Origin of the sequence: Mycobacterium sp. (genome assembly GCF_025933915.1) — a bacterium.
In the GTDB taxonomy this organism is placed as follows: domain Bacteria; phylum Actinomycetota; class Actinomycetes; order Mycobacteriales; family Mycobacteriaceae; genus Mycobacterium.
Genome location: NZ_JAICZA010000069.1, coordinates 1 through 24,122 on the forward strand (window position 1 = coordinate 1; position 24,122 = coordinate 24,122).

The following is a 24,122-nucleotide window of genomic DNA, read 5'->3' on the forward strand; positions in this document are numbered from 1 at the left end:
ATGCGAAGCAGCACAGGCGACTTCGGCCGGTGCGGCTTCAAGGTTGCTCATCGTACACCTCCGTCGCGGCCCTCCGAGAGCGCCGCCATCCGCGACCGTACCCGGCCGACTCACTTTCCCGGGGGCCGCAGCACCTTCATCGCCAGTCGCATGACCGGCTCGGGCACACGATCCCGCATCGACAGGGCTGCTTCGGCGGCACGGGAACGCAGCGGGGTGCCGCGCCCGAAAACGCGGTTCAACGGGCCCCCGGACGGCTCGAGCACCACATGAAGCGGCGGCGTACCTACGGCAGCGCCCAGTGCGTTGGAGATGACCATCCGTTGGATCTCGCTGGTTCCTTCAAAGATGGTGTACAGCTTGGCATCCCGATACCACTTCTCTACGGGGTGATCGGTGATGTAGCCCCAGCCTCCCATGGTTTGGATGGCGCGCTCGGTGGCCTTGACCGCTACCTCGCTGGCGGCCATCTTCGACATCGAGCCCTCTCCCCGCTCGAAGGGAACGTTGTTGGCCGCCATCCACGACGCGCGCCAGGTGAGTAGCCGAGCCGCGTCGATCTGCGTGGCCAGTTCCGCCAGTGGGAACGCGATGCCCTGGTTGTCGATGATGGGCCCGCCGAACGCCTCACGCTCGGTGGCATACGCGGTCGCGTACTCCAACGCCGCGCGGGCGATCCCGATGGCCTGGGCGGCGACCATGGGCCGGGTCTGCTCGAAGGTACCCAACGTCGCTGAGCCGGACTGTTTTCCACCCGCCATGGCCTCTCGCGCCTTGGCGAGTTTGTGTTCGAGCTTTTCCTCACCGCCGAGCAGATTGGCGCCCGGCACACGCACACCTTCGAAGAGCAGCTCGGCGGTATGGGAGGCTCGGCAGCCCAGCTTGTCGAGCTTTCGCAGCAGCTTCAGCCCGGGTGTGCCGCCGGGCACCACGAACAGCGCCTGACCCCGATGGCCGAGTTCCTCGTCGACCACCGCGTTGACGACGTGCACATTGGCGATGCCGCCGTTGCCGATCCACATCTTGTGGCCGTCGATGATCCAGTCGTCACCGTCGCGGCGCGCGCGGGTGCGCAGGTTTCGCACATCGCTGCCGCCCTCCGGCTCGGAGATCGCAAGTGCGGCGAGCTTGAGATCACCTGGTGTGCCGAAACATTCGGGCGCCCACTCCAGCATCTGTTCCGGGGATGCGGCCTGGCCGATCGCTGAGAGCGCCAAGGCCGGCATGACGATGGCCAGCCCGATCCCGGCGCAGCCCCAGAAGAGTTCCTCCATGAACATGGGCAGCGAGATGCCGGTCGGATCACCGATCAGGTCGCGATAGAACAGCGGGCTGTAGAAGCCTCGCTGAGCCGCCTCCTCGAGCACCGGCCAGGGAAACTCCTGTCGCTGGTCGTAGTCGAGCGCTACTGGGCGTATTACGGATTCGGCGAACTCATGCGTGCGTCGGGCGAGATCGTGTTGTGCCGCCGTCGGGGTCAGGTCGAACGTCATGGGTGCGCCTTCAAGGTCGACAGACTGGTCTTGCCGACCCCGACTACCCCGTTGACTGGTTCAACAAACTGCCGAGCTGGGATTTCGGCGAAATGTCAGGCAGCCGAACGAGGCCCAACGTGGGCGAGCGGCAGATGCAACACGACCGCGGCCACCGCGACCGCCTCGTGCTCGTGCCGTGCCAGCAGCGCCGCATTCTCGGGCAGCTGGCGGGCGTTGATCTCGCCAGAAGCAATGCGCCGCAGAACGTCGTGGGCGTGAGCGAGCTGGTCACGCTTGCGGTATTGACCGCCCGGCAGCTTCACCCCCGCCCACACGCCGTACTCCTCGCGGTGCGCGATGGCATGTTGGGCGCAGCGGCGCTGTTGCGCCAGTGGGCAGCGGCGCAGGCATTGAAGGCGCGCCTCGGTGGCCGACCGCTCGTATGCGCGCGCCTTCGCCGCGCCGTCACCACCGTCGTCGTCGGGGTAGCCGAACCAGAGCTCCGGGTTGGCTGCGCAGGGGTGTCCCATGTCGGTCTCCTTGTCAAGCGTGAAACGTAGGTAAAAGCGTATACAGAGATTGCCGGTCAACGCAAGGGAAACGTCGACAGAAACGTATATACGCATATCCGGGGCAGGGGCTGTGTACTATCCGGCCTATGGCCGGAGCGTGTGGTGAGCCGTGAATCGGCCGGCGCGGCTATCCGCGCGTTGCGGGAATCGCGGGACTGGTCACTAGCCGACCTCGCCGCCGCGACCGGGGTCAGCATCATGGGCCTGAGCTTTCTGGAACGCGGCGCCCGTAAACCACACAAAAGCACAGTTCAGAAGATCGAAAACGGGCTAGGCCTGCCGCCTGGCACCTACTCCCGACTGCTGGTGGCCGCCGATCCGGACGCCGAATTGGCCCGCCTGATGGCCGCGCAGCCGCCCGCCGCGATGCCGGCGCGGCGCACCGGACCGGTGGTGGTCGACCGGCATAGCGACACCGAAGTGCTGGAAGGTTATGCCGAAGCCCAGCTCGATGCCCTCAGATCCGTCATCGATCGACTGCCTGCGACAACATCAAACGAATATGAGACGTATATTCTGTCTGTGATCGCTCAGTGCGTGAAAGCGGAGATGCTCGCCGCCAGCTCCTGGCGGGTGGCGGTGAACGCGGGCGCCGATTCGACGGACCGGCTGATGCAGCATCTGCAAGCCCTCGAGGCGACGCGCACGGCATTGTTGAAGCGGATGCCCGCCAGCCTGAGCGCGCGCTTCGACCGGGCCTGCGCACAGTCGTCATTGCCGGAGACGATCATCGCCGCGCTGGTCGGCGTCGACGTCGACGAGATCTGGGACATCCGCAATCGCGGCGTCATTTCACCGGGTGCCCTCCCCCGTGTGCGGGCCTTCACCGAGGCGGTCGAGTCGACGAGCCAAGACAGTGTCGAGGGGGCGCGGTGAGCCAGACCGAAGTCGAGGCATTGAGCCGCGCGCATCAACTTTTCGCCGGCCGCACGACGCCTTCATCCCTGGATGCGGACACCGGCCACTACCGCGGCCTGTTGCGGCGGGCCGCCCGGCTGAACGACAGATTGGCCCGCGGCGGCTACCGACTCGCCGTAGACCACGGCCGGCAACGGCTCGCGTCGGCGGCCGGGACCGACGCCGCCGTCACCGACCTGCTCGCCGACGCCCACTACGACCGGGCGCAGGCCCGCGACCTGACCCAAAACGTCCTCGACGCGGCCCGTGCCGACGCCACGGCGATCCCGTCGACCCCGTTGGCGCAGCGAGAGGCCATGCGCCGGCGCGCGACGCGACTGCGTACGCAACGGGCCCACGTCGTATCGGCGAGGCTGCGCGCGCGACGGCACCATGCGGCACTGCTGGCATTGCGGTACCGGCTCCGGCATGCGCGCGGCCTCGCGTTACTGGGCCTACCGCACGACCGCGCAGCGCTCGCGGTGCGGGCCGCGTTGTCACGACTCGGCCGGCCCTACGTGTGGGGAGCGACCGGCCCCGACCAATTCGACTGTTCCGGGCTGGTTCAGTGGAGCTACGCACAGGCCGGCATTCACTTGGACCGCACCACATATCAGCAGATCAACGATGGCTTCCCGGTGCCCCGTTCGCAGGTGCGGCCGGGTGATCTGGTCTTCCCGCACGCCGGACACGTCCAGCTGGCCATCGGCAACAACCTGGTTGTCGAGGCGCCCTATCCGGGCGCGTCGGTGCGAATAAGCCGACTGGTCAACCACATTGCGATACGCCGACCGATATGACACGCCAACTTCGCCCGGCGGCGCGGGTACGACGAGAAGGGTGAGCCAATGCCGGAACAACCCGGCCTCTCGTTAGAGGCCGTTGAGGCGCGGCGATCGACGCTGGCGAGCCAACACGGTGCCACGTCCGACGCCGACCGTGTGCTCACCGACGTGCTCACCACTGCTCATGCCGCAGCGCGCGAAAGCGTCCGGCGACTGGACGCTATCGCCGAACAGATCGACCACGCCGTCGTGCAGCAAGCGGCTCTCGCCGTGGATACGCCCATGGGAGCGCGCGAGTTTCAGAAGTTTCTGCTGTCCAAGCAGCGGGAGATCACCACGGTTGTGGCCGGGGCTCGTGAACTCGCTCAAGCGAAAAAGGCTGCGTTGGAGAACCTTCGGGCGCAGTACACCGCCGACGGCAGTTAGCCAGAACTAGTCCACAACCATGCAGCTCACTGAATTGCCGGCAGGAAGGCCCCTGACTACTGTCGCCGGGCATGGAGGGGTCGCGCCACTTCCCGCAGCAGGGTCCGCCGCAGCGCTGTCTGCCGGACTGATGGCGACCTACGACGATCTGCTCGCCGCGGTCAAATCGGTCCGAGACCGCACCGGCGATCCGAACGCGTGGCAGACGGGATTGGCGCCGACCGAAGTCTCCGCCGTGACCACCCCGACCACGCGCCCCGAGCAACTCGAGGCAATCGTGCGCAAGATCCGCCGACAGCATGCTGACGTGTTCGGCGCCGCGACACCGCCCGATCGCGAATCGGGTGCCGCCGCGGACGCCATCGCCAGCGCCGAAGCCGCTCTCGCACAGCAGAACTCGGCGAGCTCGCAACTGGACATGCAAGTGGTTTCGGCGATCCTGAACGCGCACCTGAGTGCGGTCGACGGCAGGGAAGCGCTCACCACGTTGCAACAGGAAACCGAAGCCGCCGTGCGGATGAGATCAGACCTGGACACCCCGGCCGGAGCGCGCGATTTCCAACGCTTCCTCATCGGCAAGCTCAGGGACATTCGCGCGGTGGTCCTGAACGCGAGCCTGGACGACACGTCGAAATCGGCGCTGATGGCCGCATGGACGTCGCTCTATGACGCGTCCAAGAACGAACCGAACCGGCCCGGTGAACACCCTCCGGCGCCGGTGCCCGTTGGTGATGCGCCCGCGGTCGGCAGCGCCGACCAAGCGAGCGACGATATGGACTCCGACGGGGATCCGCTGCTGGACTCGTTGCTGGCCGACGATGACGAACTGCTGCCTACAGACACCCCGGGGTCCGATCCGATGGCGGGCGCCCCCGGCGCGCCGGCGATGGAAACGCCGATGGCGCCCGCGATGCCCAACTTCGGGGGCGCGCCACTCCCGGGTCTGGGCACCATGCCCGCCTCCATGGCGGGTTGGGACGCCCCCGGCGGCCTTCCCCTTTCGGGGTTGCCGGGCGGCGACGGAATCGATCCGGCGCTGCAGGACCTGGCCGACGAGGACGAACCGGACGCCCAAGAGGAAGACCCGAGCGCGCACGACGCCTCGGACGGCCCCGGCGACGAGAACGACGAGCCGCAGAGCATGTCATCCGATGAGCCTGCGGCCGGCCCGACGCCGGTGACCCTGCCCGACGGCGAAACCGTGACCGCCGCCAGCCCTCAGTTGGCTGCCGCGATTCAGTCCGCCATCGGCGGAACTCCGATCGCGGAGGCCTTCCAACAACAGGGAATGACCCTCCCCCCGCCGGGAACGACGGTGGTCAACCCCATTGATGCCCTGCAGGTGACTCCGGGCGATATCGGGATGTTGACGGATCGTCACGCCCTCGCCCTGGGACCCGGTAAGGCGCTTCTCGATGGCCAAATTCAACACATCGCCACCGTGAGCGGGCCGGGCTTTCTAGGCTGGGAGCATCCGCCGGCGGCGGCCGCGACCGTGACCACGCCGGCCAAGCCCGAACCACCGACACCTACCCGGCCGGCGACCTCGTCGACCACCTGACAAAAATGAAGTCGCCGGTACGTACGGCGGTCGTAAACAGGAGATTGCGGATGGCAGATTCGATTCATGTGGTGCCCGGGCACTTACGTCAGGCCGCCGCGCATCACCAGGACACGTCGGAGTACTTGCGCACCGTTCCGTCGTCGCACGCGGCAATTCAGGAGAGCCTCGATTCGCTCGGCCCGATCTTCAGTGAACTTCGCGATGCCGGCCGCGAACTGCTTGAGCTGCGTCGCCAGTGCTATGAGCAGCAGGCCGCTGACCACGCCGATTTGGCCGACCAATTGACCGTATCGGCGACGATGTGGGAACAGCACGAGCAGGAGGCTGCACGCAAGTTCGGCGACATCGTCGACCGCGGTCGATGACCGACGCGAATCCCGCTTTTGACACTGTTCATCCGAGTGGGCACATCCTCGTCCGCTCTTGCCGCGGCGGATACATGCACAGCGTCGCGCTGAGTGAAGAGGCGATGGAAACCGACTCCGAGACGCTGGCGCGGGGCATCCTGCTCACCGCCGATGTGTCGTGCCTCAAGGCATTGCTGGAGATTCGCGCCGAGATCGTCGCGGCCGGGCACACCCCTTCCGCCGAGGTTCCGACCCCGCGAGACCTCGATGCGGCCATCGAGAAGTTGCTGGCGCACAAGCTGCGTCGCCGCAACGGCGCGCGTTAACCGGCCCGGACGGATCCGCAGCTGAGTCGCCGCGCTAGCGCAGCCACGGCTTCGCTGCGCTGGGATCGGGAGCGATACCGGTGGGCGGTTCTACGGGATTGGGGCCGAACAACTCTCGCGCGCGGGCGAGCAAGGCGCGCACCTCGTCGAGTTGCTGCTGCAGTGCAGATTCAGCCATGTCCCCACGGTACCCAGGCCTTTGCGGGCGCACAATTCACTGACCGCATAAGTCGCCCGGCCGCTGCCGGTACGCTTAGCCAGTGGCGATCTTCGGTCGGATGACGGCGCGTCAGCGCCTCCGGAGAGCTACCCGGGAATCACTGGCGATTCCGGCTTTCAGCTCTCCCATCGACTGCACCCCCTGGGTGACAGGCGGGCTGTGGCCTGCCGAATTGTCGACGGTCACTGCCGAAACCGCCACTCTCGCAGAGTATCTCAAGGCAGACCTGCAACGAATTGCCAACGGCGCCAACGACGAACTCAAGACGCTGAAGCGGGCGGGAATGACCGATCCTGCCCGGCAGGCAGCCGAGGCGCGAGTCATCGGCGAAGCCCGGGCCCGTGCTGGGCGCCGAGTCGAATCGACGATTCGCTACCTGCATACGGTGCAGAGCGGCGCCCAAGCCCCCGCTGCTCCCCCACCGGCCCTCGAGCCCCCCAGTGCAGACCTGGAAAAGACGCAAGTGCTGCCGGCAATCCGCCAGGTCAACCGCGTCGCCCGGGCGCCCACGCAGAGCGCACCCGAGCCACCCCAGGAACCAATCCGAGTGCGTCGCCGGCGCGCGGTCGAACCGGTCGCTCGCCCGGACGAGCCGCAGGCGCGGCGGGAACCCACCCCCGATGACGAGGCGGCCGGGACGGCCGGCCCGTCGCATCTCGAGGAGACGCGGGTCATTCCGGTGGTGACCGAGGAGGAGTCGGTCGTCGAGGCGCCAGCCGACCATGCGCTGGAACCGGCCGACGAACCCGCCGGCCGCCACCACGCGCCAGCGGACGAGCCGGTCGTGGACGAGCCCGTCGTAGACGAGCCGGTTGTGGATGACGAGGCGACCGGGACCGCCGATCCGTCGCATCTCGAGGAGACGCAGGTCATTCCGGTGGTGACCGGGGACGAGCCGGTCGTCGAGGCGCCGGCCGACAATGCGCCATCACCCGTTGACGAACCCGCCGAGGTCGGACGCCACCACGCGCCAGCGGACGAGCCGGTAATCGCGCAGGAGCACACCGAAAAACCGATAGCTCCAACAGGATTCGACAACGAACGGCTGAACCGGCTCCTCGAATTTGTGGTCCGGCAGGAGCCGCGGCTGAATTGGGCGATCGGGGATCGCGCCGACGGGTCGACGGTATTGGTCACCGATCTCGCCCACGGATGGATACCTTCTGGCATCAGCCTTCCGGCAGGAGTGCGGTTGTTGGAACCCGAGCGACGCAGCGGCAGGGTCGCCGCGCTGATCGGCGAAACGGCGCGCGTCGTCACGTACACTCCCGGCGATTCGCTGCGCCGCTCGGCCGACTTCGCCGCGACACGCTCGTCCGTGGAGCCGCGTCAGCTTCCTGCCATCGATGACCTCGCACGAGTGCTGAGTGAGGCCACCCATCGGCGGGCCGAGCTGCCCAAGATCGTGGCGCGGCTGGCGGATGCCGCGGCTGCGGGCACGTCGGTCGTCGATCAGGAGGTCGACGTGCTGCGGGTGCATCTCGACACGGCCCGTTATCAGCTCCTGGTTCAGTATCCGAACGTCAATCCGGCGCTGCTGCTCAAGTGCCTGTTGATGGCCGCCACCGAAGGCATTGCCAGCGGGGACCCGGTGTCGGCGAACTACCACCTCGCCTGGTACCGCAAGCTCGCCGTGTCGGCGCCCGGCAGCTCAGCCTAGAACCCTGTGCGTATGAATTGACGCTGGTCGGAGGGGTCGACGATACTGTCCCTCGTGTCGGGTTCGGGCAGTCGCGCGAATCTCAGCGATAAGGATCTCGTCGAGTCGGTCCTTCGGGAACTGAGCGACGCGGCCGACAAATGGGAAGCCCTGGTGGCGCAGGCCGAGGCTGTGACCTACAGCGTCGACCTGGGCGACGTATCCGCCGTGGCGAATTCTGACGGCCGGTTGATCAAGCTGGCGCTGCACCCCGGGGTGATGACCGGGTATGGCCACGGCGAGTTGGCCGACAGGCTCAACCTGGCGATCACAGCGCTGCGAGAAGAGGCGGAGGCCGAGAACCGGGCGAGTTACGGCGCGCCCCTGCACTGACGGCGCTTACGCGCTCATCGCCCGGGGCTTCGCTTGATGGGCCCCGGCTCTCTTCGCGCGTTTTACGCGCTCATCGACCGGGGCTTCGCTTGATGGGCCCCGGCTCTCTTCGCGCGTTTTACGCGCTCATCGACCGGGGCCGGGAGGTCCCGCGAAAGCCTGGGCGATCTCCAGCCAACGTTGCGCGTCGGCGCCCTGAACAGTGATGTCGAGCGCGCTCAGCGGGCGCCGCTGCGTGACGAGGAAACAGAAATCCTCCGCGGGGCCGCTGACCCGCTGCTCAGCCTCCGGCGGTCCCCAGGACCAGGTGTCACCGGCCGGTCCACGCAGCTCGACCAGGAACGGCTCGGCCGGGGGCGCCAGATTGTTGACCGCGAAGGCGTAATCGCGGGTGCGCACCCCCAGATGAGCGATCGACCGCAGGCGCTCGGTCGCGGGCCGCGTGACGCCCAGGGCGTCGGCGACGTCGAGACCGTGCGCCCACGTCTCCATCAACCGCGCGGTGGCCATCGACGCCGCACTCATCGGTGGGCCGAACCACGGCAGTTTGCGACCGCCGGGGACCCCGAGCAGCTCCTCGTGTAGCCGCCCACGGGTGCCGCGCCAGTCGGCGAGCAGCTCTGCCGGCGCCAGGGCCGCGAGCTCTTCGGCGCCTTTGTCGACGAAGCCCGTCGGGTCGGTGGCCGCGCCGGCCAGTACGTCGGCGAATGCGGGCTCGTCGGTCACCGCGATCAGGGCGACCCGGTCGGTCCACAGCAAGTGCGCGATCTGATGCGCGATGGTCCAGCCGGCCGCGGGCGTGGGGTCGGCCCATCGTTGGGGCTCCAGCGGGGCGACCAGGGCGTCGAGCGCGTCGCTTTCGGCGCGCAGGTCCTCGACTATCGGCGCGGGACCGGTCATCGCTGCTCTCCCCTGTCGGCTGTGGCCGTCGGACGAATCACGTCGTTACCTTAGCGATCGTTCGCATGTTCGCCGCGGCGCCCGATGAAGCTGTGCGCGGCCAGGCCGGCCAGGTACAGCAGCGATCCGAATAGTGCGAACGCGGGTGCGTGCCCGTCGTCGGGAATCAGCATCCCGGCCACCGTGATCGCGACGATGAACGCGACCCAGAACAGCGCATCCTGCACGGCGAACACATGTCCGCGAAGAGGGTCGTCGACATCGATCTGGATCGCCGTGTCGGCGCAAAGCTTGACCATCTGCCCGGTCACGCCGAGCAGAAAGCCGCACGCCACCATGACCGGGATCAGCAGTTCGGCGCCGGCGACCTCGATGATCGCCGACGCCGCCAGTGCACCGTTCGCCGTGGCGTAGCGCCCCCAGCGGCGGATCGCGGGCGGTGTCAGCACGTTCGCCAAAAAGGCGCCCAACCCCGCGGCGCCGAAGAACAGCAACGCGGTGCCGAATCCCCCACCGTCGGAGTCGGGCATGTGATGGACCAACAACAACACCAGCAGCGAGTTGATGCCGACCACCATCCGGTGCGCGGCCAGGCCGGACAGAGTGGAAGCGACGGTCGGGCGCTGCGCCACCGTGCGCACACCATGCAGCCAGCCGGTGACCACCGCGTAGAAGACCGGTCCGTGGATCGCGCGCCGGGTGTCGTCGGGGCCCAGCGCGCGCGCGCCGAACCGCCACGACAGCAGCAACGCGATCGACACGGGAATCACGGTGATGAAGACGATCGCCGAAGCGCCCCTGTCGTTGGCGCCGACGATGAGCCGCGGCACGAGCATGAAGTTTGCGCCGAGGAACGCTGCGATGGCCCCGGACGCGATGGCCACCGAGTTCATCGTCACCACCTGCTCGCGCGGCACCACGTGCGGCAGCGACGCCGACAGTCCGGAGCCGACGAACCGAGCCAAACCATTGGCCAGCAAGGCACCCAGCAACAGCGGCAGGTCGCCGGCTCGCACCGCCAGGATCGTGCCGATCGCGGCGATGAGGATCAAGCGGCCCGCGTTGGCGCCCACCAGGACCAGGCGCCGGTCCCACCGATCCATCAGTGCACCAGCGAACGGCCCCAGCAGCGAGTAGGGCAAAAACAGGACCGTGAAGGCGCGCGCGATGGAAAGGGGGTCGGCCGCTCGATCCGGGTTGAACAACAGCGCTCCGGCCAGCGCCGCCTGGAACAGGCCGTCACCGAACTGACTTGCCATGCGTACCTGCAGCAGCCGCCAGAAGTCCGGCAAGCCGCGCACCGACCGCCAGATTTCGACGGGTGCGCTGGACTGCATCCGGGTTGGGATCACCGAAACCGACTTCCACAATTGGGGCTGGCAAGCTCGCGCGCTCAGAGCCGTCCCAACAACACTACAAATCGTCGTCGCCCGCCCTCTCGATTGCCCTGGGCCACGATCGGGTGGATGCGATGATGGTGGGGTGCCGCCGCCGGAGGACCCAGAGGACTACGTCGCACCCGCCGCGCAACGAGTGCGCGCGGGCACCTTGCTGCTCGCCAACACCGACCTTCTCGAACCGACCTTTCGGCGCAGCGTGATCTACATCGTCGAGCACAACGACGGGGGCACGCTGGGTGTCGTCCTCAACCGCGCCAGCGAAACCGCGGTGTACAACGTGCTGCCCCAGTGGACCAACCTGTCGGCGAAGCCGAAGACGATGTTCATCGGCGGCCCGGTGAAGCGCGACGCCGCGCTGTGTCTGGCGACATTGCGCGTCGGCGCGGATCCGCAAGACGTGCCGGGCCTACGGCATGTGGACGGCCGGGTGGTGATGGTCGATTTGGATGCCGACCCCGACACGATCGCACCACTGGTGGAAGGCGTGCGGATCTTCGCGGGGTACTCCGGATGGACCATCGGTCAGCTGGAAGGCGAGATCGAACGCGACGACTGGATTGTGTTGTCCGCCTTGCCATCCGACGTTCTCGTCGGGCCGAGGTCGGATTTGTGGGGCCACGTCCTGCGCCGGCAGCCACTGCCGCTTTCGCTGCTCGCGACCCACCCGATCGACATCAGCCGGAACTAGCACTCCCCCAGCCTCAGCTCAGTGGCACGACTGCGTGCAGCCGGCGCAGCTGCCCGCGCAGGCGGGCGCCACCGCCTCCTGGCGCAACGCGAAACGCGCGCTCTGCCATGAGCCCGCGGCCAGCGTCCCCAGCGCTCCCGCGACACACACGACCAGCACAACCAGGGCGGTGTCCGGGACCGCGGCCAGGGCCACCGCGCCACCTGCGCCCAGCATCACCGCGGCCGCCAACTGGGTGGGTGCCATGGCGCGCAGCGCCAGCGCCGTCGCGCCAAAGTTCCGGTTGTGCGCAAGCGACCAGGTGCCGAACCCCGCCGAGGCCACCGCCGCACACATGCACAGCACGCCCGCAATCAGCATGGCCTCACAATACGAGCCGGATTACCGGCCCGCTCATCCGGCTCTGCGGGCGTGGGGCCGCCAGGGCTCAGTGTTGAAGGAACGAGAAGTTCGGCAGCGGGGGCAGGCCCGGCACCATGGCCAGCAGGCTGGGGGTGTGCTGCTGATTGGGCAAGGGTGTCTGTGCGGGCAGGCGGGCCGGGGTCGCGGGCGTTGTCTGGGCGAGCGGCACCAACGGGGCCGTGGCGGGTGCCGGGGCCGCCGGGGCGACCGGAGCGGTAGCGGGGACCGGAGCGGTGGCGGGTGCCGGGGCGACCGGAGCGACGGCGGGTGGTTGGGCGGGCCGGCCGACCGGAGACGCAGCGGGCGCTTGGGCCGGCGCCGGAGCCGCCGCGCTGGGGGCGGTGACCCGGAACCCGTTGATGATGGCGTCGGTGGCCGGTGCGTCGGCGACGCTCACCGCACGATCGGTGGTCACCGCCAGCGACACGAGGTATTTGTCGGGTCCCGACGTGACGATGACGTGGCGGCGGGAGGTGTTCAGCGTCAAGTCCCCGTCGCGGAAGGTGCCCTCAACGATGGACGACGGGAAACCCCCGAAATCGGCCATCGAGGCGTTCGTGGGCTGCCACGCCGGAAGTTTCTGAGCGTCGACGTAGCCGTGTGTGATCGCCTCTTTCGCATCGAAATCACCGACCAGCTTGTACACCACCACCTGGGCATTCGATGAATAGATGCTGCTCCCGCGCCGATCGGCGATGACCGCGAACGCGTCGGGCACGTTGGGGTCGGGCACCTGGGTCCAGCGAGCCGGTAGCGGCAGGGTGATGTCGAGTGCCTTGAAGTTCTGCGGCTTCTGCGCCTCGAACTTGACACCCTTCGACTGCAGGAATTCACGGATCGTCCCGGACGTCGCGGGAGCGGGCGCCGGGGCCGGAGGGGTCGCCGGTGCGGCCGCGGCCGGTGCCGCCGTTGCCGGGGTCCCGGCGGTGGCGGGCGGCGCAAAGGGATTAGCGGCCTGCGGGGCGGCGAGGTATCTGCTCGGAGGCACCAGCTCGGGCCCGAGGTTCTGCGGTGCCTGTGCGGGGACGGCGGGAACCGGCGCCGGCGCTGGAGGCAACGGGTCTGCCGAAGCCGTGCCGCCCGCAACAACCGCCAACCCCATCAGGCCAGCGACCATACCGCCAAGGAGTGCCCGGTGGACGGGGACGATCTCAATCATCTGCGTCGGTCCTTCCAATGGCTCACTACCAGAAGCCGTCGATAGTCGTGACTGTAACTAGAGGTCAAAGGCGGTGAACAGGCTCGAAATACACCTGGAATGAACCTCTGATCGACGCGCAACGGAACCGAGACCAACCTGTGGCCGGCGAACCGGCCGTGTCGGCCCTTATACCCTGTTCAGGTGACCGAATCCCCGACCACTTCGCCAGGCAGCGGCTCTGGCACCGTCCAGCCGGACTCCCCCGCGCTGCCGCATCGCTACACCGCGGCGCTGGCGGGCCGGATCGAGGGCACGTGGCAGGACAACTGGGCGAAGCTGGGGACGTTCAACGTGCCCAACCCGGTCGGATCGCTGGCCCCGGTAGACGGAGCCCCAGTCCCGGACGACAAGTTGTTCGTGCAGGACATGTTTCCCTACCCGTCGGGGGAGGGCCTGCACGTCGGTCACCCGCTCGGCTACATCGCGACGGACGTATACGCCCGCTACTTTCGTATGACGGGTCGTAACGTGTTGCATGCGTTGGGGTTTGACTCCTTCGGGCTACCCGCCGAGCAATACGCGGTGCAGACCGGCACCCACCCGCGCACCCGGACCGAGGCCAACGTGGTGAACTTCCGGCGCCAGCTGGGCCGCCTGGGGCTGGGCCACGACAGCCGGCGCAGCTTTTCCACCACCGATGCCGAGTTCTACAAGTGGACGCAGTGGATATTCCTGCAGATCTACAACGCCTGGTTCGACACCGCCGCCAACAAGGCCCGCCCCATCGCGGAGTTGGTCGCCGAGTTCGACTCCGGTGGGCGCCACCTCGAGGACGGGCGGGACTGGGCCGGGCTGTCGGTGGGGGAGCGGGCCGACGTGATCGACAGCCACCGACTGGTCTACCGGGCGGACTCGATGGTGAACTGGTGCCCCGGATTGGGTACCGTGCTCGCCAACGAAGAGGTCACCGCCGACGGCCGCAGCGACCGAGGCAATTTCCCCGTGTTCCGGAAACGGTTGCGGCAGTGGATGATGCGGATCACCTCATATTCCGACCGGCTGCTCGATGACCTCGATGTGCTGGATTGGCCGGAGCCTGTCAAAGCCATGCAGCGCAACTGGATCGGCCGGTCCACGGGCGCCAAAGCCCTGTTTTCGGCGACCAATTCGGATGGCGAGACCGTCGACATCGAGGTGTTCACCACGCGGCCCGACACGCTGTTCGGCGCCACCTATCTGGTGCTGGCCCCCGAGCACGACCTGGTCGACGAGCTGGTGGCCACCGCCTGGCCGGACGGGACCGACCCGCGTTGGACGTACAGCGCCGCGACACCGACCGAGGCGGTCGCCGCCTATCGGCAGGCCATCGCCTCGAAATCGGACCTCGAGCGTCAGGAAAGCAAGACGAAAACCGGCGTCTTCCTAGGCTGTTACGCCACCAATCCCACGAACGGGAAGCCGGTGCCGATCTTCATCGCCGACTACGTCCTGGCCGGGTACGGCACCGGGGCGATCATGGCCGTCCCCGGCCACGACCAGCGTGACTGGGACTTCGCCCACGAGTTCGGCCTGCCCATCGTGGAAGTCATTGCCGGAGGCGATATTTCGGAAGCCGCCTACGCCGGCGACGGGGTGCTGGTCAACTCCGGCTACCTCGACGGATTGGGCGTGGCTGCGGCCAAGGAAGCCATCACCGCCCGGTTGGAGGCCGAAGGCCGGGGCCGGGCCCGCATCGAATTCAAGCTGCGGGACTGGCTTTTCGCCCGCCAGCGTTACTGGGGCGAACCGTTCCCGATCGTCTACGACAGCGACGGGCGTGCGCATGCGCTCGACGAAGCCGCGCTGCCGGTGGAGCTGCCCGACGTGCCGGATTATTCGCCCGTGCTGTTCGATCCCGACGATGCCGACAGCGAACCCTCGCCGCCCTTGGCGAAGGCGACGGAATGGGTGCACGTCGAGTTGGATCTCGGCGACGGCCTGAAGCCCTACAGCCGCGACACCAACGTGATGCCGCAGTGGGCCGGCAGCTCCTGGTACGAACTGCGCTACACCGATCCGCATAACTCGGAGCGGTTCTGCGACAAGAAGAATGAGGCCTATTGGATGGGCCCGCGGCCGGCCGAGCACGGGCCGCAGGATCCCGGTGGCGTCGACTTGTACGTCGGCGGCGCCGAACACGCGGTGTTGCACCTGCTGTATGCGCGCTTTTGGCACAAGGTTCTCTACGACCTGGGCCACGTCAGTTCGCGGGAGCCTTACCGTCGTCTGGTCAACCAGGGGTACATCCAGGCGTTCGCCTACACCGACGCACGCGGATCGTACGTACCGGCGGAAGAGGTGATCGAGCGGGACGGCCGTTTCGTTTACCCGGGTCCCGGGGGAGAAGTCGAGGTCTTCCAGGAATTCGGCAAGATCGGTAAGAGCCTGAAGAATTCGATCTCACCCGACGAGATCTGCGACGACTACGGCGCCGACACGCTGCGCGTCTACGAGATGTCGATGGGTCCGCTGGAAGCGTCCCGGCCCTGGGCAACCAAAGACGTGGTGGGGGCCCACCGTTTCCTGCAGCGCGTGTGGCGGCTGGTGGTCGACGAACAGACCGGCGAGACACGGGTGGTCGACGGGCCCCCGCAGGATCTGGACACCAGCACCCTGCGAGTACTGCATCGCTCCATCGTCGGAGTCGCGGAAGACTATGCCGCACTGCGCAATAACACCGCCGCGGCCAAGCTGATCGAATACACCAACCACCTCACCAAGGAGCACCGTGACGCGGTGCCCCGCGCGGCGGTGGAGCCGCTGGTGCTGATGCTGGCGCCCCTGGCCCCGCACCTGGCCGAGGAGTTGTGGCTGCGACTCGGCCACACCACCTCACTGGCGCATGGCCCGTTTCCGGTGGCCGACCCCGCTTACCTCGTCGACGACACCGTCGAATATCCGGTGCAGGTGAACGGCAAGGTGCGCGGACGCGTCGTGGTCGCGGCCGACGTCGACCAGGACACCCTGAAAGCCGCCGCGCTGGCCGACGAGAAGGTGCAGGCGTTCCTGGCGGGCGCCCACCCGCGCAAGGTGATCGTGGTTCCCGGCCGGCTGGTCAACCTGGTCGTTTAGCGTCGCCTATCGCCCGGCGGGCCGAAGCACCACCTCGTGGACATGCCCGTCGGGCGGGGTGGCCACCACATTGGCGACAGCGGCCGCAACGGTTTCCGGCCTCAAGAACTTGGCGGGGTCGTAGGCGCCGCCTTCGAACTCGATGAGTTCACGTTGCATGTCGGTGTCGGTGCGGCCCGGATAGATCGTGGTGACGCGCAGGTCCGGTTCGTCGTTGCGCAGGGAGTCCGCGAAGGCGCGGATGGCGAACTTGCTGGCCGAGTAGGAGGCCATACCGGGCGATACGTTGCGGCCCGCGCCGGAGTTGATGAAGACGACCTGGCCGCGGGCACGGCGCAGCGCGGGCAATAGCGCCAGCGTAAGTTCCACGGGTCCAAAGACGTTCACGGCGAAGGTGGCGCGCCACTCGTCGACATCGGAGTCGGCGACGTTCCCGGGGATCGATAACCCGGCGTTGTGCACCAGCACGTCGAGTTCGTCCACGATTTCGCAGGCGGCCTCGATATCTCCGCCGTCGGTCAGGTCCAGCGGGAACGTGGTGGCATCGAGCCGCCCTGCGACCGCGTCGAGCCGATCCGATGGGCGGCCGGCCAACAACAGGGTGTGCGTGGGGGCCAGAGCCGTCGCGATTGCGGTACCGATCCCGCGTCCGGCGCCGGTGATGAGTGCAGTGGGCATGCACAGAAGTCTACCGAGCCCGGGGATACAGGCGAAAAACGTTGAACGCCGGGGGGTTTCAGGCTTCCTTGCGCGCGGGCGGCGCGCCTGCCGGACCGGATGTCGGGTCGCCGGAGGCCAACCGTTCCAGCGGTGCCAGCGCTTTCATCAGGGTGTCGAGATCGGGCGTGGGGAGCTGGCTGAGCATCGCGGCCAGGACCGCGCGCCGATTGGCCAGCGACTCGCCATGGACGGCTCGGCCGCGCGGGGTGATGTCGACGAGGACCGCCCGCAGGTCGGATGGATCGCGGGAACGCTTGACCAGCCCCACCTTCTCCAGCCGGCGGATCGCCACCGTCGTGGTCGGCGTCCGCACGCGTTCGTGCGCCGCCAGATCGGTCATCCGAATCGGGCCCTGATCGAGCAGGGTGACCAGGATCGAAAGCTGCGCCAGGGTCAATTCCCCGGCCGCGGCCCCACTGGGATCTCCGCGCCGGAGCATGGCAAACAATTTGGACAGCGCTCTGTGCAAACCTTCGGCGAGCTCGGCAACCTCGGCCGCGTTCGATTCGCTGTCCGCCATAGATCGGGAGTCTAACCCGTTATCAGGTGCGTACAAGGCAGCTATTGCCCATTGGCAGGGCAGATCAAAGCACTTGGGACAAAAACCGCTGCAGCCGTTCGGTCTCGGCGGCTTCGAATATCTGCTCGGGAGGACCCGATTCCACAACCCTGCCGTGATCCATGAATACCACCGCGTCCGATGCCGACCGCGCGAAACCCATTTCGTGGGTCACGACAACCATTGTCATGCCATCGGCACCAAGCTGGGCGATGAGTTCCAAGATTCCCTTGACCATTTCGGGATCCAGCGCCGAGGTCGCCTCGTCGAAAAACATCACCTGTGGTGACATCGCCAGCGCGCGGGCGATCGCCACCCGCTGTTGTTGGCCGCCGGACAGCGTGCCGGGTCGGACACCGGCCTTGTGTTTCAGGCCAACTCGGTCCAACTGCGTCAGCGCGAGCGCGCGGGCCTCTTCGGCGGGCAGTCGCCGCAACTTTCGCGGTGCCAACGCGACGTTGTCCAGCACGGTGCGATGCGGGAAGAGATTGAAGTGCTGGAACACCATGCCGATACGCTGGCGGAGCTCGTCTGGATCGTCGTTCAACACCGATTTACCGTCGAGCAGGATGTCGCCGCTGTCCGGCTCATACAAGCGGTTCAGCGTGCGCAGCAGCGTCGACTTGCCCGAGCCGGAGGGCCCGATGACCGCCACGGTGCTGCCGGCCGGGGCCTCGATATCGACGCCACGCAGCACCGCTGTGCCGTCCAGAGTTTTGTGAAGACCGTTGCACGCCAATGAAACTGATGACCGGTCGGCGGGGCTGGGAGTCACGTGATCTCCGGGCCGAACGTCGAGGTGAGCATGTCGGGCCGCTCTTCGGGATCGACCGCGGCGCGACCACGGCGCAGCCGCGCGTCGATGTAATTCACCAAATGCGTCAACGGCACGGTCAATATCAGGTAGAAGGCGCCGGCGGCGACGAGCGGCGACAGGTTGCCGGTCTGCGCGTTGAGGTCCCGGCCAACCTGGAACAGCTCCCGCTGGTCGGCGACCAGGCCCAGGAAGTACACCAGCGCAGAAGCTTTCAACAAGGCGATGAACTGATTGACCAGTGCGGGCAGCACCCGGCGGACGCCCTGCGGCACGACCACTAAACGCATCGCCGCCGAATAGCTGAATCCCAGCGCGCGGGACGCTTCCAGCTGCCCGGGCTCCACGCTTTGAATCCCCGATCGCAGAATTTCGCCGATGTAGGCGGCGGCCATCATGCCCAACGCGGCAACGCCGATCGGGTAGGGGTTGTTGTTCGTCAACCCGCCCACGATGGGCCCGACACCGAGCCCGATGATCAGGATGATCACCACTTCCGGAAGCCCCCGGAACACGTCGGTGTACACCCGCGCCGGCCAGCGCAGCCAGCGCGACTGCGAGATCCCGGCGACCGCCAGCAGCATGCCCAGCGCCAAGCCGATCACGCTGGCGGTGCTGGTCAAAATCAACGTGTTGGGCAATCCGGTGCTGAAGAGCGCGGGAATGGCCTGCCGGTACATGTGCCAGTCGAAGAACGAATCACGCAACTGCGCGAGCGTCGACTTCGGCGCGGCCGGGCCCACCTCCTTGTGGTGCTGATTCGCCGCGATGGCGGCGAAATCCGGCAGGGTCGGCGCCGGGGCGGCCAGGGAGCCGGGTTTCCAGCCCGGCGGCAAGGTGCGGGGTACCCACTGCGAGTACAGGTTTGACCAGGTGCCGTCGGCGATGACGGCATCCAACCCGGAATTCAGCGCGTCGACCAACGGCTTGTTGTCCTTGGCGACCGCGTATGCCACGAATCCCTCGTCGCTGAAGGTGTGCGCCACTACGACCGCCGGATCGCCGCGCCGGATCGTGCTGGCAGCCTCCCCGGCCGGCGCCACCCACGCGTCGATCTGGCGGGTCTTGAGGCTGGCGTACACGGTGGTGAAGTCGGGGTACTTCACCGGCTGCAAATGGAGATTGTCGACGACGTAGGACTCTTCGACGGTCCCTTGCACCACGCCGATACGCTGCCGCGGGGTCAGCTCGCCGAAGTCCTTGATCGCGGAGCCGGGGGGCACCACCAACGAGTAGTAACCGAAGTCGTAGCCGTTGGTGAAGGCGACGGTTCGGCGGCGCTCGTCGGTGGCCTTGATCGACGATGAGCCGATGTCGAAGCGGTGCGTCGCCACCTGGGCGAGCAGCCCGGCGAAATCCGTGCCGACGAACCGGACTTGGAGGCCGAGCTTACGGGCGATCGCCCGTAGCAGCTGGTTGTCGAAGCCGCTGTACTGGCCGGTGGGGGTGATGCAGATGTGGGGCGGCGCACCCGAGAGCGTGCCGACGGTCAACACCCCCGGCGTGCCCAACCCCAGGGTCTCGATGTTCACCGAACTCAGCGGCTCGACGCTTCCCGTGGTGTGCTCGTCGGGCCGGCCCATGGAACCGCTGTGGGCCAGATTCTCGGGCAACACGGTCGCGCTTTTCGGGCCGGCGGGCGCGCATTGGTTCCGGTCGGCGCCGGCGGGACTCGCCAGCGTGATCGACGCCGATCCCCACACCACCAGCAATGTCGCGGCCAGTGCGAGTAGCTTTGCGAGGCGCGTGCCGCGCCCGCCCACGGGCAAACTCATCAAGGCCACCGTATCGACTGGTCGACGGCACGAGCCGATCAGAGCCGGTTCTACAGCGCCAACGACGCTTCGCCGCAGACCGTATCCACGCCGGTGAGTACCTGAAGGGGACCGGGAACCACGCGACCGACGTCCTCGGACGGCGTGAAGACCCTGCGCCGAAACAGCTCGGCAAGCATGGTCTGCGCCATCAGATAGGAGCGGTCGACGCACGCCGCCCGTGCGCCGTCGGGGTCGCGGCGGTGTATTGCGGAGGTTTCGTCTTCGTAGAACGGCAGCATTTCCTCGCGGCCGCTCTGATAGGTCGTCCAAAACACGCGGGGGATGAGGTTTTGCGAGGCGCGAATCGTGGCGTGCAGCCGGGGCCCGGCGTACTCGTCGTTGACGGTGCGCCGATATTCGGCCGCGATGTCGGTGAACGCGCGCGGATCCTTGGCCGTGCGCAGCGAGCGCATGAGGGAATCGAGCTGTCCCAGGATCCGCGGGGTCGGATTGGTCGCCGCGCGTGCGGACGCAGTCCCGGTGAGCAACCCGTCGAGCTCGTGGTGTTCGAAGACGGTGGCTTGATCGAACCGCTCGACAAAGGCGCCGCGGTGGTAACGGGTGGACACAATGCCGTCGTGTTCGAGTTGGACCAATGCCTCTTGAATGGGGACCCGGCTGACTCCCAAGCCCACCGCGATTTCATTGCGATCGACGCGATCCCCGCTCCGCAGCTTGCCGGTCAACAACAGGTGGAGGATGTGCGAAACAACCAGGTCCTTTTCTTTGACCCCGTATTTCTTCGGCATCTTTTTGCTGAGTCTCTTTCGCACCCGGTTCGGCCATCTAGCGCTGAGAGTTTCTCACGAATTGACGCGGGGGTTTAGGTGTTTGGCCGATGAACCTGAAGCAAAACGTGGCGGCGGACCGTTTAACGGTTATTGCGCCACGTGCACAGCGCTTCGGCATCGCTCAGGTCGTAACCCGGACCGTCGCATGCCACCGTCAGCAGTGTGACGCCGAGGCCGATGAGCGTTTCGGCGTCGGCCAGCAGTTCGCCGCCGTTTTTCACCGCCGCCGAGCGTTCGATGCCGGCCGGATCGCGACCGACGTCGGCGCAGTGGCGCTCCAGGACCTCCGATTTGGCCGGGAACTCGTCGGCGGTGGTGAAGCTGTGCCAGATGTCGGCGTGTTCGGCGACCAGCCGCAGCGTCTTGCGTTCGCCCCCGCCGCCGATCAGGACCGGGATCTCCCGGGTGGGCGCTGGATTCAGCTTGGCCAGTCGGTTCTTGATCCGGGGGAGTGCGGTCGCCAGGTCGTCCAGGCGGCTGCCGGCGGTACCGAATTCGTAGCCGTACTCGTCGTAGTCCTTTTGTTTCCATCCCGAACCGATGCCCAGGATGAGTCGACCTCCGGAAATATGGTCGACGGTGCGGGCCATATCGGCGAGTAGTTCCGGGTTGCGATAGGAGTTGCACGTCACCAGCGCACCGAGCTGAATGCGCGACGTCTGCTCGGCCCAGGCGCCGAGCATCGTCCAGCACTCGAAATGTGCGCCGTCCGGGTCGCCGTAGAGCGGGAAGAAGTGGTCCCAGTTGAAGGCGATATCCACGCCGATGTCTTCACACCGGCGCACGGCGTCGCGAATCTGGCTGTACTGCGGGGCGTGTTGGGGTTGTAGCTGCACACCGATGCGGATGTCGTCGCGAGTCATGCGCCCACCGTAGGCCGTCAGTCCACCGGCGTCGCTTCGACCTGTTCGTGTACCACGCAATGCGTGCCGGCGTAGGCGGTGGGCATGCGTCTCATGCGGTGGATGCACAACCCTTCAGTCGCGGAATCCTCACGAAATCGCTTGACCGGGTGGGGATCTCGTAGCAGTGCACCGGCCATTGCCACGAGGGCTCAGCGCGCGTCGAGCACCCCGCGCAGCAGGTCGATCAGGGCGAGGGGTTGGTCGCTCTGCACGGAGTGTCCCGAGTTCTCGACCACGTGTGCGGTCCGGAAATGCTTTGCGCGGCGGCCTAGCTCGGCCGCATCCTCGTCGCTGACGAAGCCCGACGAGCCACCACGTATGAGGGTCACGGGTGCGGACAAAGCGTCGACGTCGTCCCACAGGCCGGCGAAGTCGGGGAAGGTGCGGATCGCGTCGTAGCGCCACGTCCACTTCCCGTTGTCCAGCTTGCGCGAGTTGTGGAACACCCCCCGGCGCAGCGCCTTCACCTCGCGGTGCGGCGCCGCGGCGATCGTCAAGTCCAGCATGGCCTGGAAGCTGGGGAACTCCCGTTCCCCGTGCATCAGCGCCACCGTGCCCTGCTGCTCCTTGGTCATCTCGGAATGGCGTTGCAGCGCCGAGGGGGTGACGTCGATCAGCACGAGTTCTTTGACCAACTCGGGTGCCACCGCGCCCAGCCGGATCGCGGTCAGTCCGCCCAGCGACATGCCGACGACGAGGTCGGCCGTCCTTGCGTGTTCGCGCAGGATGGGCAGCAAGGTGTCGACGTTGAGCCGCGGCGAATAGTCGCCGTCCTCGCGCCAGGCGGAGTGGCCGTGGCCGGGAAGGTCGACCGCCAGCGCGGGCTCGCCGACGCCGACGATGACCGTGTCCCAGGTGTGCGCGTTCTGTCCGCCACCGTGGATGAACACGATCCGCGGGGGAGCGCCACCCCAGCGCAGCGCGCTGATCTTGTCTTCACCCGTGCCCGACTCGACGCGCTCGACGTCGGGCAGTGGGCCGGACACTCCGGCCTGCTCGGCGTTCTCTTGCAGCAGCGCGAATTCAGATAACTCCGCCAGCCCGTCCTCAGATACTTCGGTCACGATCTTTGACCCTAGTCTTCGCCACCATCGCGCTACAGGACGTAGCGGCGGCGAATGCCGCGGAAGCGTTCCCACATCGCGGCGGCACGTTCCTCGGCGCTCACCGTGGCGGTGTCGTCGGGCAGCGCGCCGGGCAGCTCGTCGTGCTTGACCACCCGGGTGTCCAGCGCCGCGGGTTGGCCCTCGAGCATGTGCCGGTAGGTCAGGTTGCCGCGTTCGAAGCCCTGGGTGTCCAGCCAGTTGTGCACGCCGGGATCACGATGAGCCATCACCAGCCGGATGCGCCCGTCCCCGTCGATCCTGGTGCGGCTCGGCGTGTAGCTCACCGGGCGGTACAGGTAGTCCATGCTGGTGAAGAAGACCCCCATGTTGGTGAACATCCACAACCCGTCGTGGGCGTCGAATTCGACGATCAGCGCCTCGTCGGACGCCAGCTCCCAGTACATGTTGGCGCCGGCGCGGCCGCGCTTTCGGTCGGCGTCGGTCGCGCCGACGCGCGGGAAGCTGTTCGGGTGGTCGGCGTCGACCCCGCCGTAGGCGAAGGGGAACTCGGGCCAGTCCGACATCAGTCCGGTGACGAACTCGCCGGCCCAGCGCATCGCCTCGACCATGTCGGCGGGCGCGGGCAACGGTTTGGGGGAGGCCATGTCGACGCGCTCGATGCGCAGCTGCGCCGGAAGTTCGTCCCAGCGGTCGAATCCCTGGCGGATGAACAGCTTTCGTGACTCGGGCGTGGTGGGAAGCCAGTTGGGTCCACGCTCGGGTCCACCGATGTAGAGCTCGAGGTCCCCGTGTTCGCTGATGACCAGTTGATGGCCGAGCAGGTTGGCCTCCGGTGTGTCACCGAAGGGCTCGTGCAGCGTGCCCGGGCCGGGTGTGCGTCGCCCCTGCACGGTGACGTTGAAAAACCGCGAGGTGCCGCGGGTGCCGGTGAGCCGGTAGGTCGAGTGCCCATCGATCCACGCCTGCTGATAGGTGAAATCGGCGCAGTCGCCGCCGAGCTTACGGGTGGGGCCGCAGAAGGTGTGTAGCGACGGGTAGCCGGTGTCGCTGGTCTCCAGGGCGAGGTCGAAGGCCTGACCGAGGTTTTGGGTGAGAAACCGGTAGGCATCGACCCGATGCGTACCCGACGAGGGGTTGTGGTCCTTGAAGACCCGTTCGCCCGC

The 24,122-nt window shown here is 67.3% G+C and carries 25 protein-coding genes; 10 read left to right on the forward strand and 15 right to left on the reverse strand.

All coding sequences use genetic code 11. The features are described from left to right. Positions 1 to 110 precede the first annotated feature (110 nt). Positions 111 to 1,493, reverse strand: a complete 1,383-nt coding sequence (locus Q0W90_RS12970) for an acyl-CoA dehydrogenase family protein (RefSeq protein WP_297595822.1) — start codon at positions 1,491 to 1,493, stop codon at positions 111 to 113. A gap of 95 nt (positions 1,494 to 1,588) precedes the next feature. Beyond that, a complete protein-coding gene (locus Q0W90_RS12975) occupies positions 1,589 to 2,005 on the reverse strand; it encodes a WhiB family transcriptional regulator (protein ID WP_297595823.1) in 417 nt (138 codons plus the stop codon). 144 nt (positions 2,006 to 2,149) lie between these two features. Here Q0W90_RS12975 and Q0W90_RS12980 point away from each other — a divergent pair, with 144 nt between their 5' ends. From Q0W90_RS12980 to Q0W90_RS13005, 6 genes are all read left to right on the forward strand, one after another. Continuing rightward, positions 2,150 to 2,923, forward strand: a complete 774-nt coding sequence (locus tag Q0W90_RS12980) for a helix-turn-helix transcriptional regulator (RefSeq protein ID WP_297595824.1) — start codon at positions 2,150 to 2,152, stop codon at positions 2,921 to 2,923. After that, entirely contained in the window at positions 2,920 to 3,744 is an 825-nt protein-coding gene (locus Q0W90_RS12985) for a C40 family peptidase (RefSeq protein ID WP_297774831.1), read from the forward strand. Before Q0W90_RS12980 ends, Q0W90_RS12985 begins: the two co-directional genes overlap by 4 nt. A 48-nt stretch (positions 3,745 to 3,792) precedes the next feature. Further along, positions 3,793 to 4,155 (forward strand): DUF4226 domain-containing protein, encoded by a 363-nt coding sequence (locus tag Q0W90_RS12990; protein WP_297595826.1) that lies wholly within the window; start codon positions 3,793 to 3,795, stop codon positions 4,153 to 4,155. Between the two features lie 130 nt (positions 4,156 to 4,285). Next, complete coding sequence (locus Q0W90_RS12995) at positions 4,286 to 5,716, forward strand: DUF4226 domain-containing protein (protein ID WP_297774833.1); 1,431 nt, start codon at positions 4,286 to 4,288, stop codon at positions 5,714 to 5,716. A gap of 50 nt (positions 5,717 to 5,766) precedes the next feature. Further along, positions 5,767 to 6,084: an ESX-1 secretion-associated protein gene (locus tag Q0W90_RS13000; RefSeq protein WP_297600331.1), complete on the forward strand. Its 318-nt coding sequence runs from the start codon at positions 5,767 to 5,769 to the stop codon at positions 6,082 to 6,084. Continuing rightward, a complete protein-coding gene (locus Q0W90_RS13005) occupies positions 6,081 to 6,392 on the forward strand; it encodes a DUF2694 family protein (RefSeq protein WP_297600328.1) in 312 nt (103 codons plus the stop codon). The genes Q0W90_RS13000 and Q0W90_RS13005 overlap by 4 nt, the downstream gene beginning before the upstream one ends. A gap of 34 nt (positions 6,393 to 6,426) precedes the next feature. On the opposite strand, the gene Q0W90_RS13010 is transcribed toward Q0W90_RS13005, so the two are convergent. Further along, positions 6,427 to 6,570, reverse strand: coding sequence for a hypothetical protein (locus Q0W90_RS13010; RefSeq protein ID WP_014378759.1), 144 nt, complete (start codon positions 6,568 to 6,570; stop codon positions 6,427 to 6,429). An 82-nt stretch (positions 6,571 to 6,652) separates the two neighbouring features. Here Q0W90_RS13010 and Q0W90_RS13015 point away from each other — a divergent pair, with 82 nt between their 5' ends. Beyond that, positions 6,653 to 8,272, forward strand: coding sequence for a DUF5631 domain-containing protein (locus Q0W90_RS13015; RefSeq protein ID WP_297600319.1), 1,620 nt, complete (start codon positions 6,653 to 6,655; stop codon positions 8,270 to 8,272). A 45-nt stretch (positions 8,273 to 8,317) separates the two neighbouring features. Beyond that, positions 8,318 to 8,644 (forward strand): DUF2710 family protein, encoded by a 327-nt coding sequence (locus Q0W90_RS13020; protein WP_297774855.1) that lies wholly within the window; start codon positions 8,318 to 8,320, stop codon positions 8,642 to 8,644. Positions 8,645 to 8,770: 126 nt separating this feature from the next. Here the strand turns inward: Q0W90_RS13020 and Q0W90_RS13025 are convergent, their stop codons facing one another. Together Q0W90_RS13025 and Q0W90_RS13030 are read right to left on the reverse strand one after the other, a co-directional pair. Continuing rightward, the gene (locus Q0W90_RS13025) at positions 8,771 to 9,544 is read right to left on the reverse strand and encodes a TIGR03084 family metal-binding protein (RefSeq protein ID WP_297774836.1); all 774 of its coding nucleotides are present in this window, start codon (positions 9,542 to 9,544) and stop codon (positions 8,771 to 8,773) included. Between the two features lie 50 nt (positions 9,545 to 9,594). Then, positions 9,595 to 10,881 carry an MFS transporter gene (locus Q0W90_RS13030; protein WP_297774838.1) on the reverse strand — a complete coding sequence of 429 codons (1,287 nt, stop codon included), beginning with the start codon at positions 10,879 to 10,881 and terminating at the stop codon, positions 9,595 to 9,597. Between the two features lie 145 nt (positions 10,882 to 11,026). Here Q0W90_RS13030 and Q0W90_RS13035 point away from each other — a divergent pair, with 145 nt between their 5' ends. After that, on the forward strand, positions 11,027 to 11,632 hold the full coding sequence (locus Q0W90_RS13035) for a YqgE/AlgH family protein (RefSeq protein ID WP_297600301.1): 606 nt from the start codon (positions 11,027 to 11,029) through the stop codon (positions 11,630 to 11,632). Between the two features lie 18 nt (positions 11,633 to 11,650). Here Q0W90_RS13035 and Q0W90_RS13040 read toward each other — a convergent pair whose 3' ends face one another. Both Q0W90_RS13040 and Q0W90_RS13045 read right to left on the reverse strand, forming a co-directional pair. After that, a complete protein-coding gene (locus Q0W90_RS13040; protein ID WP_297600297.1) occupies positions 11,651 to 11,992 on the reverse strand; it encodes a hypothetical protein in 342 nt (113 codons plus the stop codon). Positions 11,993 to 12,059: 67 nt separating this feature from the next. Continuing rightward, positions 12,060 to 13,193 (reverse strand): LpqN/LpqT family lipoprotein, encoded by a 1,134-nt coding sequence (locus Q0W90_RS13045; protein WP_297774841.1) that lies wholly within the window; start codon positions 13,191 to 13,193, stop codon positions 12,060 to 12,062. Positions 13,194 to 13,376: 183 nt separating this feature from the next. Between Q0W90_RS13045 and leuS the strand changes: the two genes are divergently transcribed. Continuing rightward, a complete protein-coding gene (leuS, locus tag Q0W90_RS13050; RefSeq protein WP_297774843.1) occupies positions 13,377 to 16,286 on the forward strand; it encodes a leucine--tRNA ligase in 2,910 nt (969 codons plus the stop codon). Between the two features lie 6 nt (positions 16,287 to 16,292). On the opposite strand, the gene Q0W90_RS13055 is transcribed toward leuS, so the two are convergent. The 8 genes from Q0W90_RS13055 to Q0W90_RS13090 form a co-directional block, all read right to left on the reverse strand. Then, the gene (locus tag Q0W90_RS13055; protein WP_297774845.1) at positions 16,293 to 16,964 is read right to left on the reverse strand and encodes an SDR family oxidoreductase; all 672 of its coding nucleotides are present in this window, start codon (positions 16,962 to 16,964) and stop codon (positions 16,293 to 16,295) included. Positions 16,965 to 17,022: 58 nt separating this feature from the next. Continuing rightward, positions 17,023 to 17,526 carry a MarR family transcriptional regulator gene (locus Q0W90_RS13060; RefSeq protein WP_297600158.1) on the reverse strand — a complete coding sequence of 168 codons (504 nt, stop codon included), beginning with the start codon at positions 17,524 to 17,526 and terminating at the stop codon, positions 17,023 to 17,025. A gap of 64 nt (positions 17,527 to 17,590) precedes the next feature. Then, positions 17,591 to 18,340 carry an amino acid ABC transporter ATP-binding protein gene (locus tag Q0W90_RS13065; RefSeq protein ID WP_297600155.1) on the reverse strand — a complete coding sequence of 250 codons (750 nt, stop codon included), beginning with the start codon at positions 18,338 to 18,340 and terminating at the stop codon, positions 17,591 to 17,593. After that, on the reverse strand, positions 18,337 to 20,154 hold the full coding sequence (locus Q0W90_RS13070; protein ID WP_297774848.1) for an ABC transporter substrate-binding protein/permease: 1,818 nt from the start codon (positions 20,152 to 20,154) through the stop codon (positions 18,337 to 18,339). Before Q0W90_RS13070 ends, Q0W90_RS13065 begins: the two co-directional genes overlap by 4 nt. Positions 20,155 to 20,204: 50 nt before the next feature. Then, positions 20,205 to 20,945 carry a GntR family transcriptional regulator gene (locus Q0W90_RS13075; RefSeq protein ID WP_297774850.1) on the reverse strand — a complete coding sequence of 247 codons (741 nt, stop codon included), beginning with the start codon at positions 20,943 to 20,945 and terminating at the stop codon, positions 20,205 to 20,207. Between the two features lie 122 nt (positions 20,946 to 21,067). Next, positions 21,068 to 21,850: an LLM class F420-dependent oxidoreductase gene (locus Q0W90_RS13080; RefSeq protein ID WP_297700256.1), complete on the reverse strand. Its 783-nt coding sequence runs from the start codon at positions 21,848 to 21,850 to the stop codon at positions 21,068 to 21,070. A 191-nt stretch (positions 21,851 to 22,041) separates the two neighbouring features. Beyond that, positions 22,042 to 22,956, reverse strand: coding sequence for an alpha/beta hydrolase (locus Q0W90_RS13085; RefSeq protein WP_297774852.1), 915 nt, complete (start codon positions 22,954 to 22,956; stop codon positions 22,042 to 22,044). 32 nt (positions 22,957 to 22,988) lie between these two features. Next, on the reverse strand, positions 22,989 to 24,122 hold a 1,134-nt coding region (locus Q0W90_RS13090), incomplete at its 5' end, for a DUF1214 domain-containing protein (protein ID WP_297774854.1).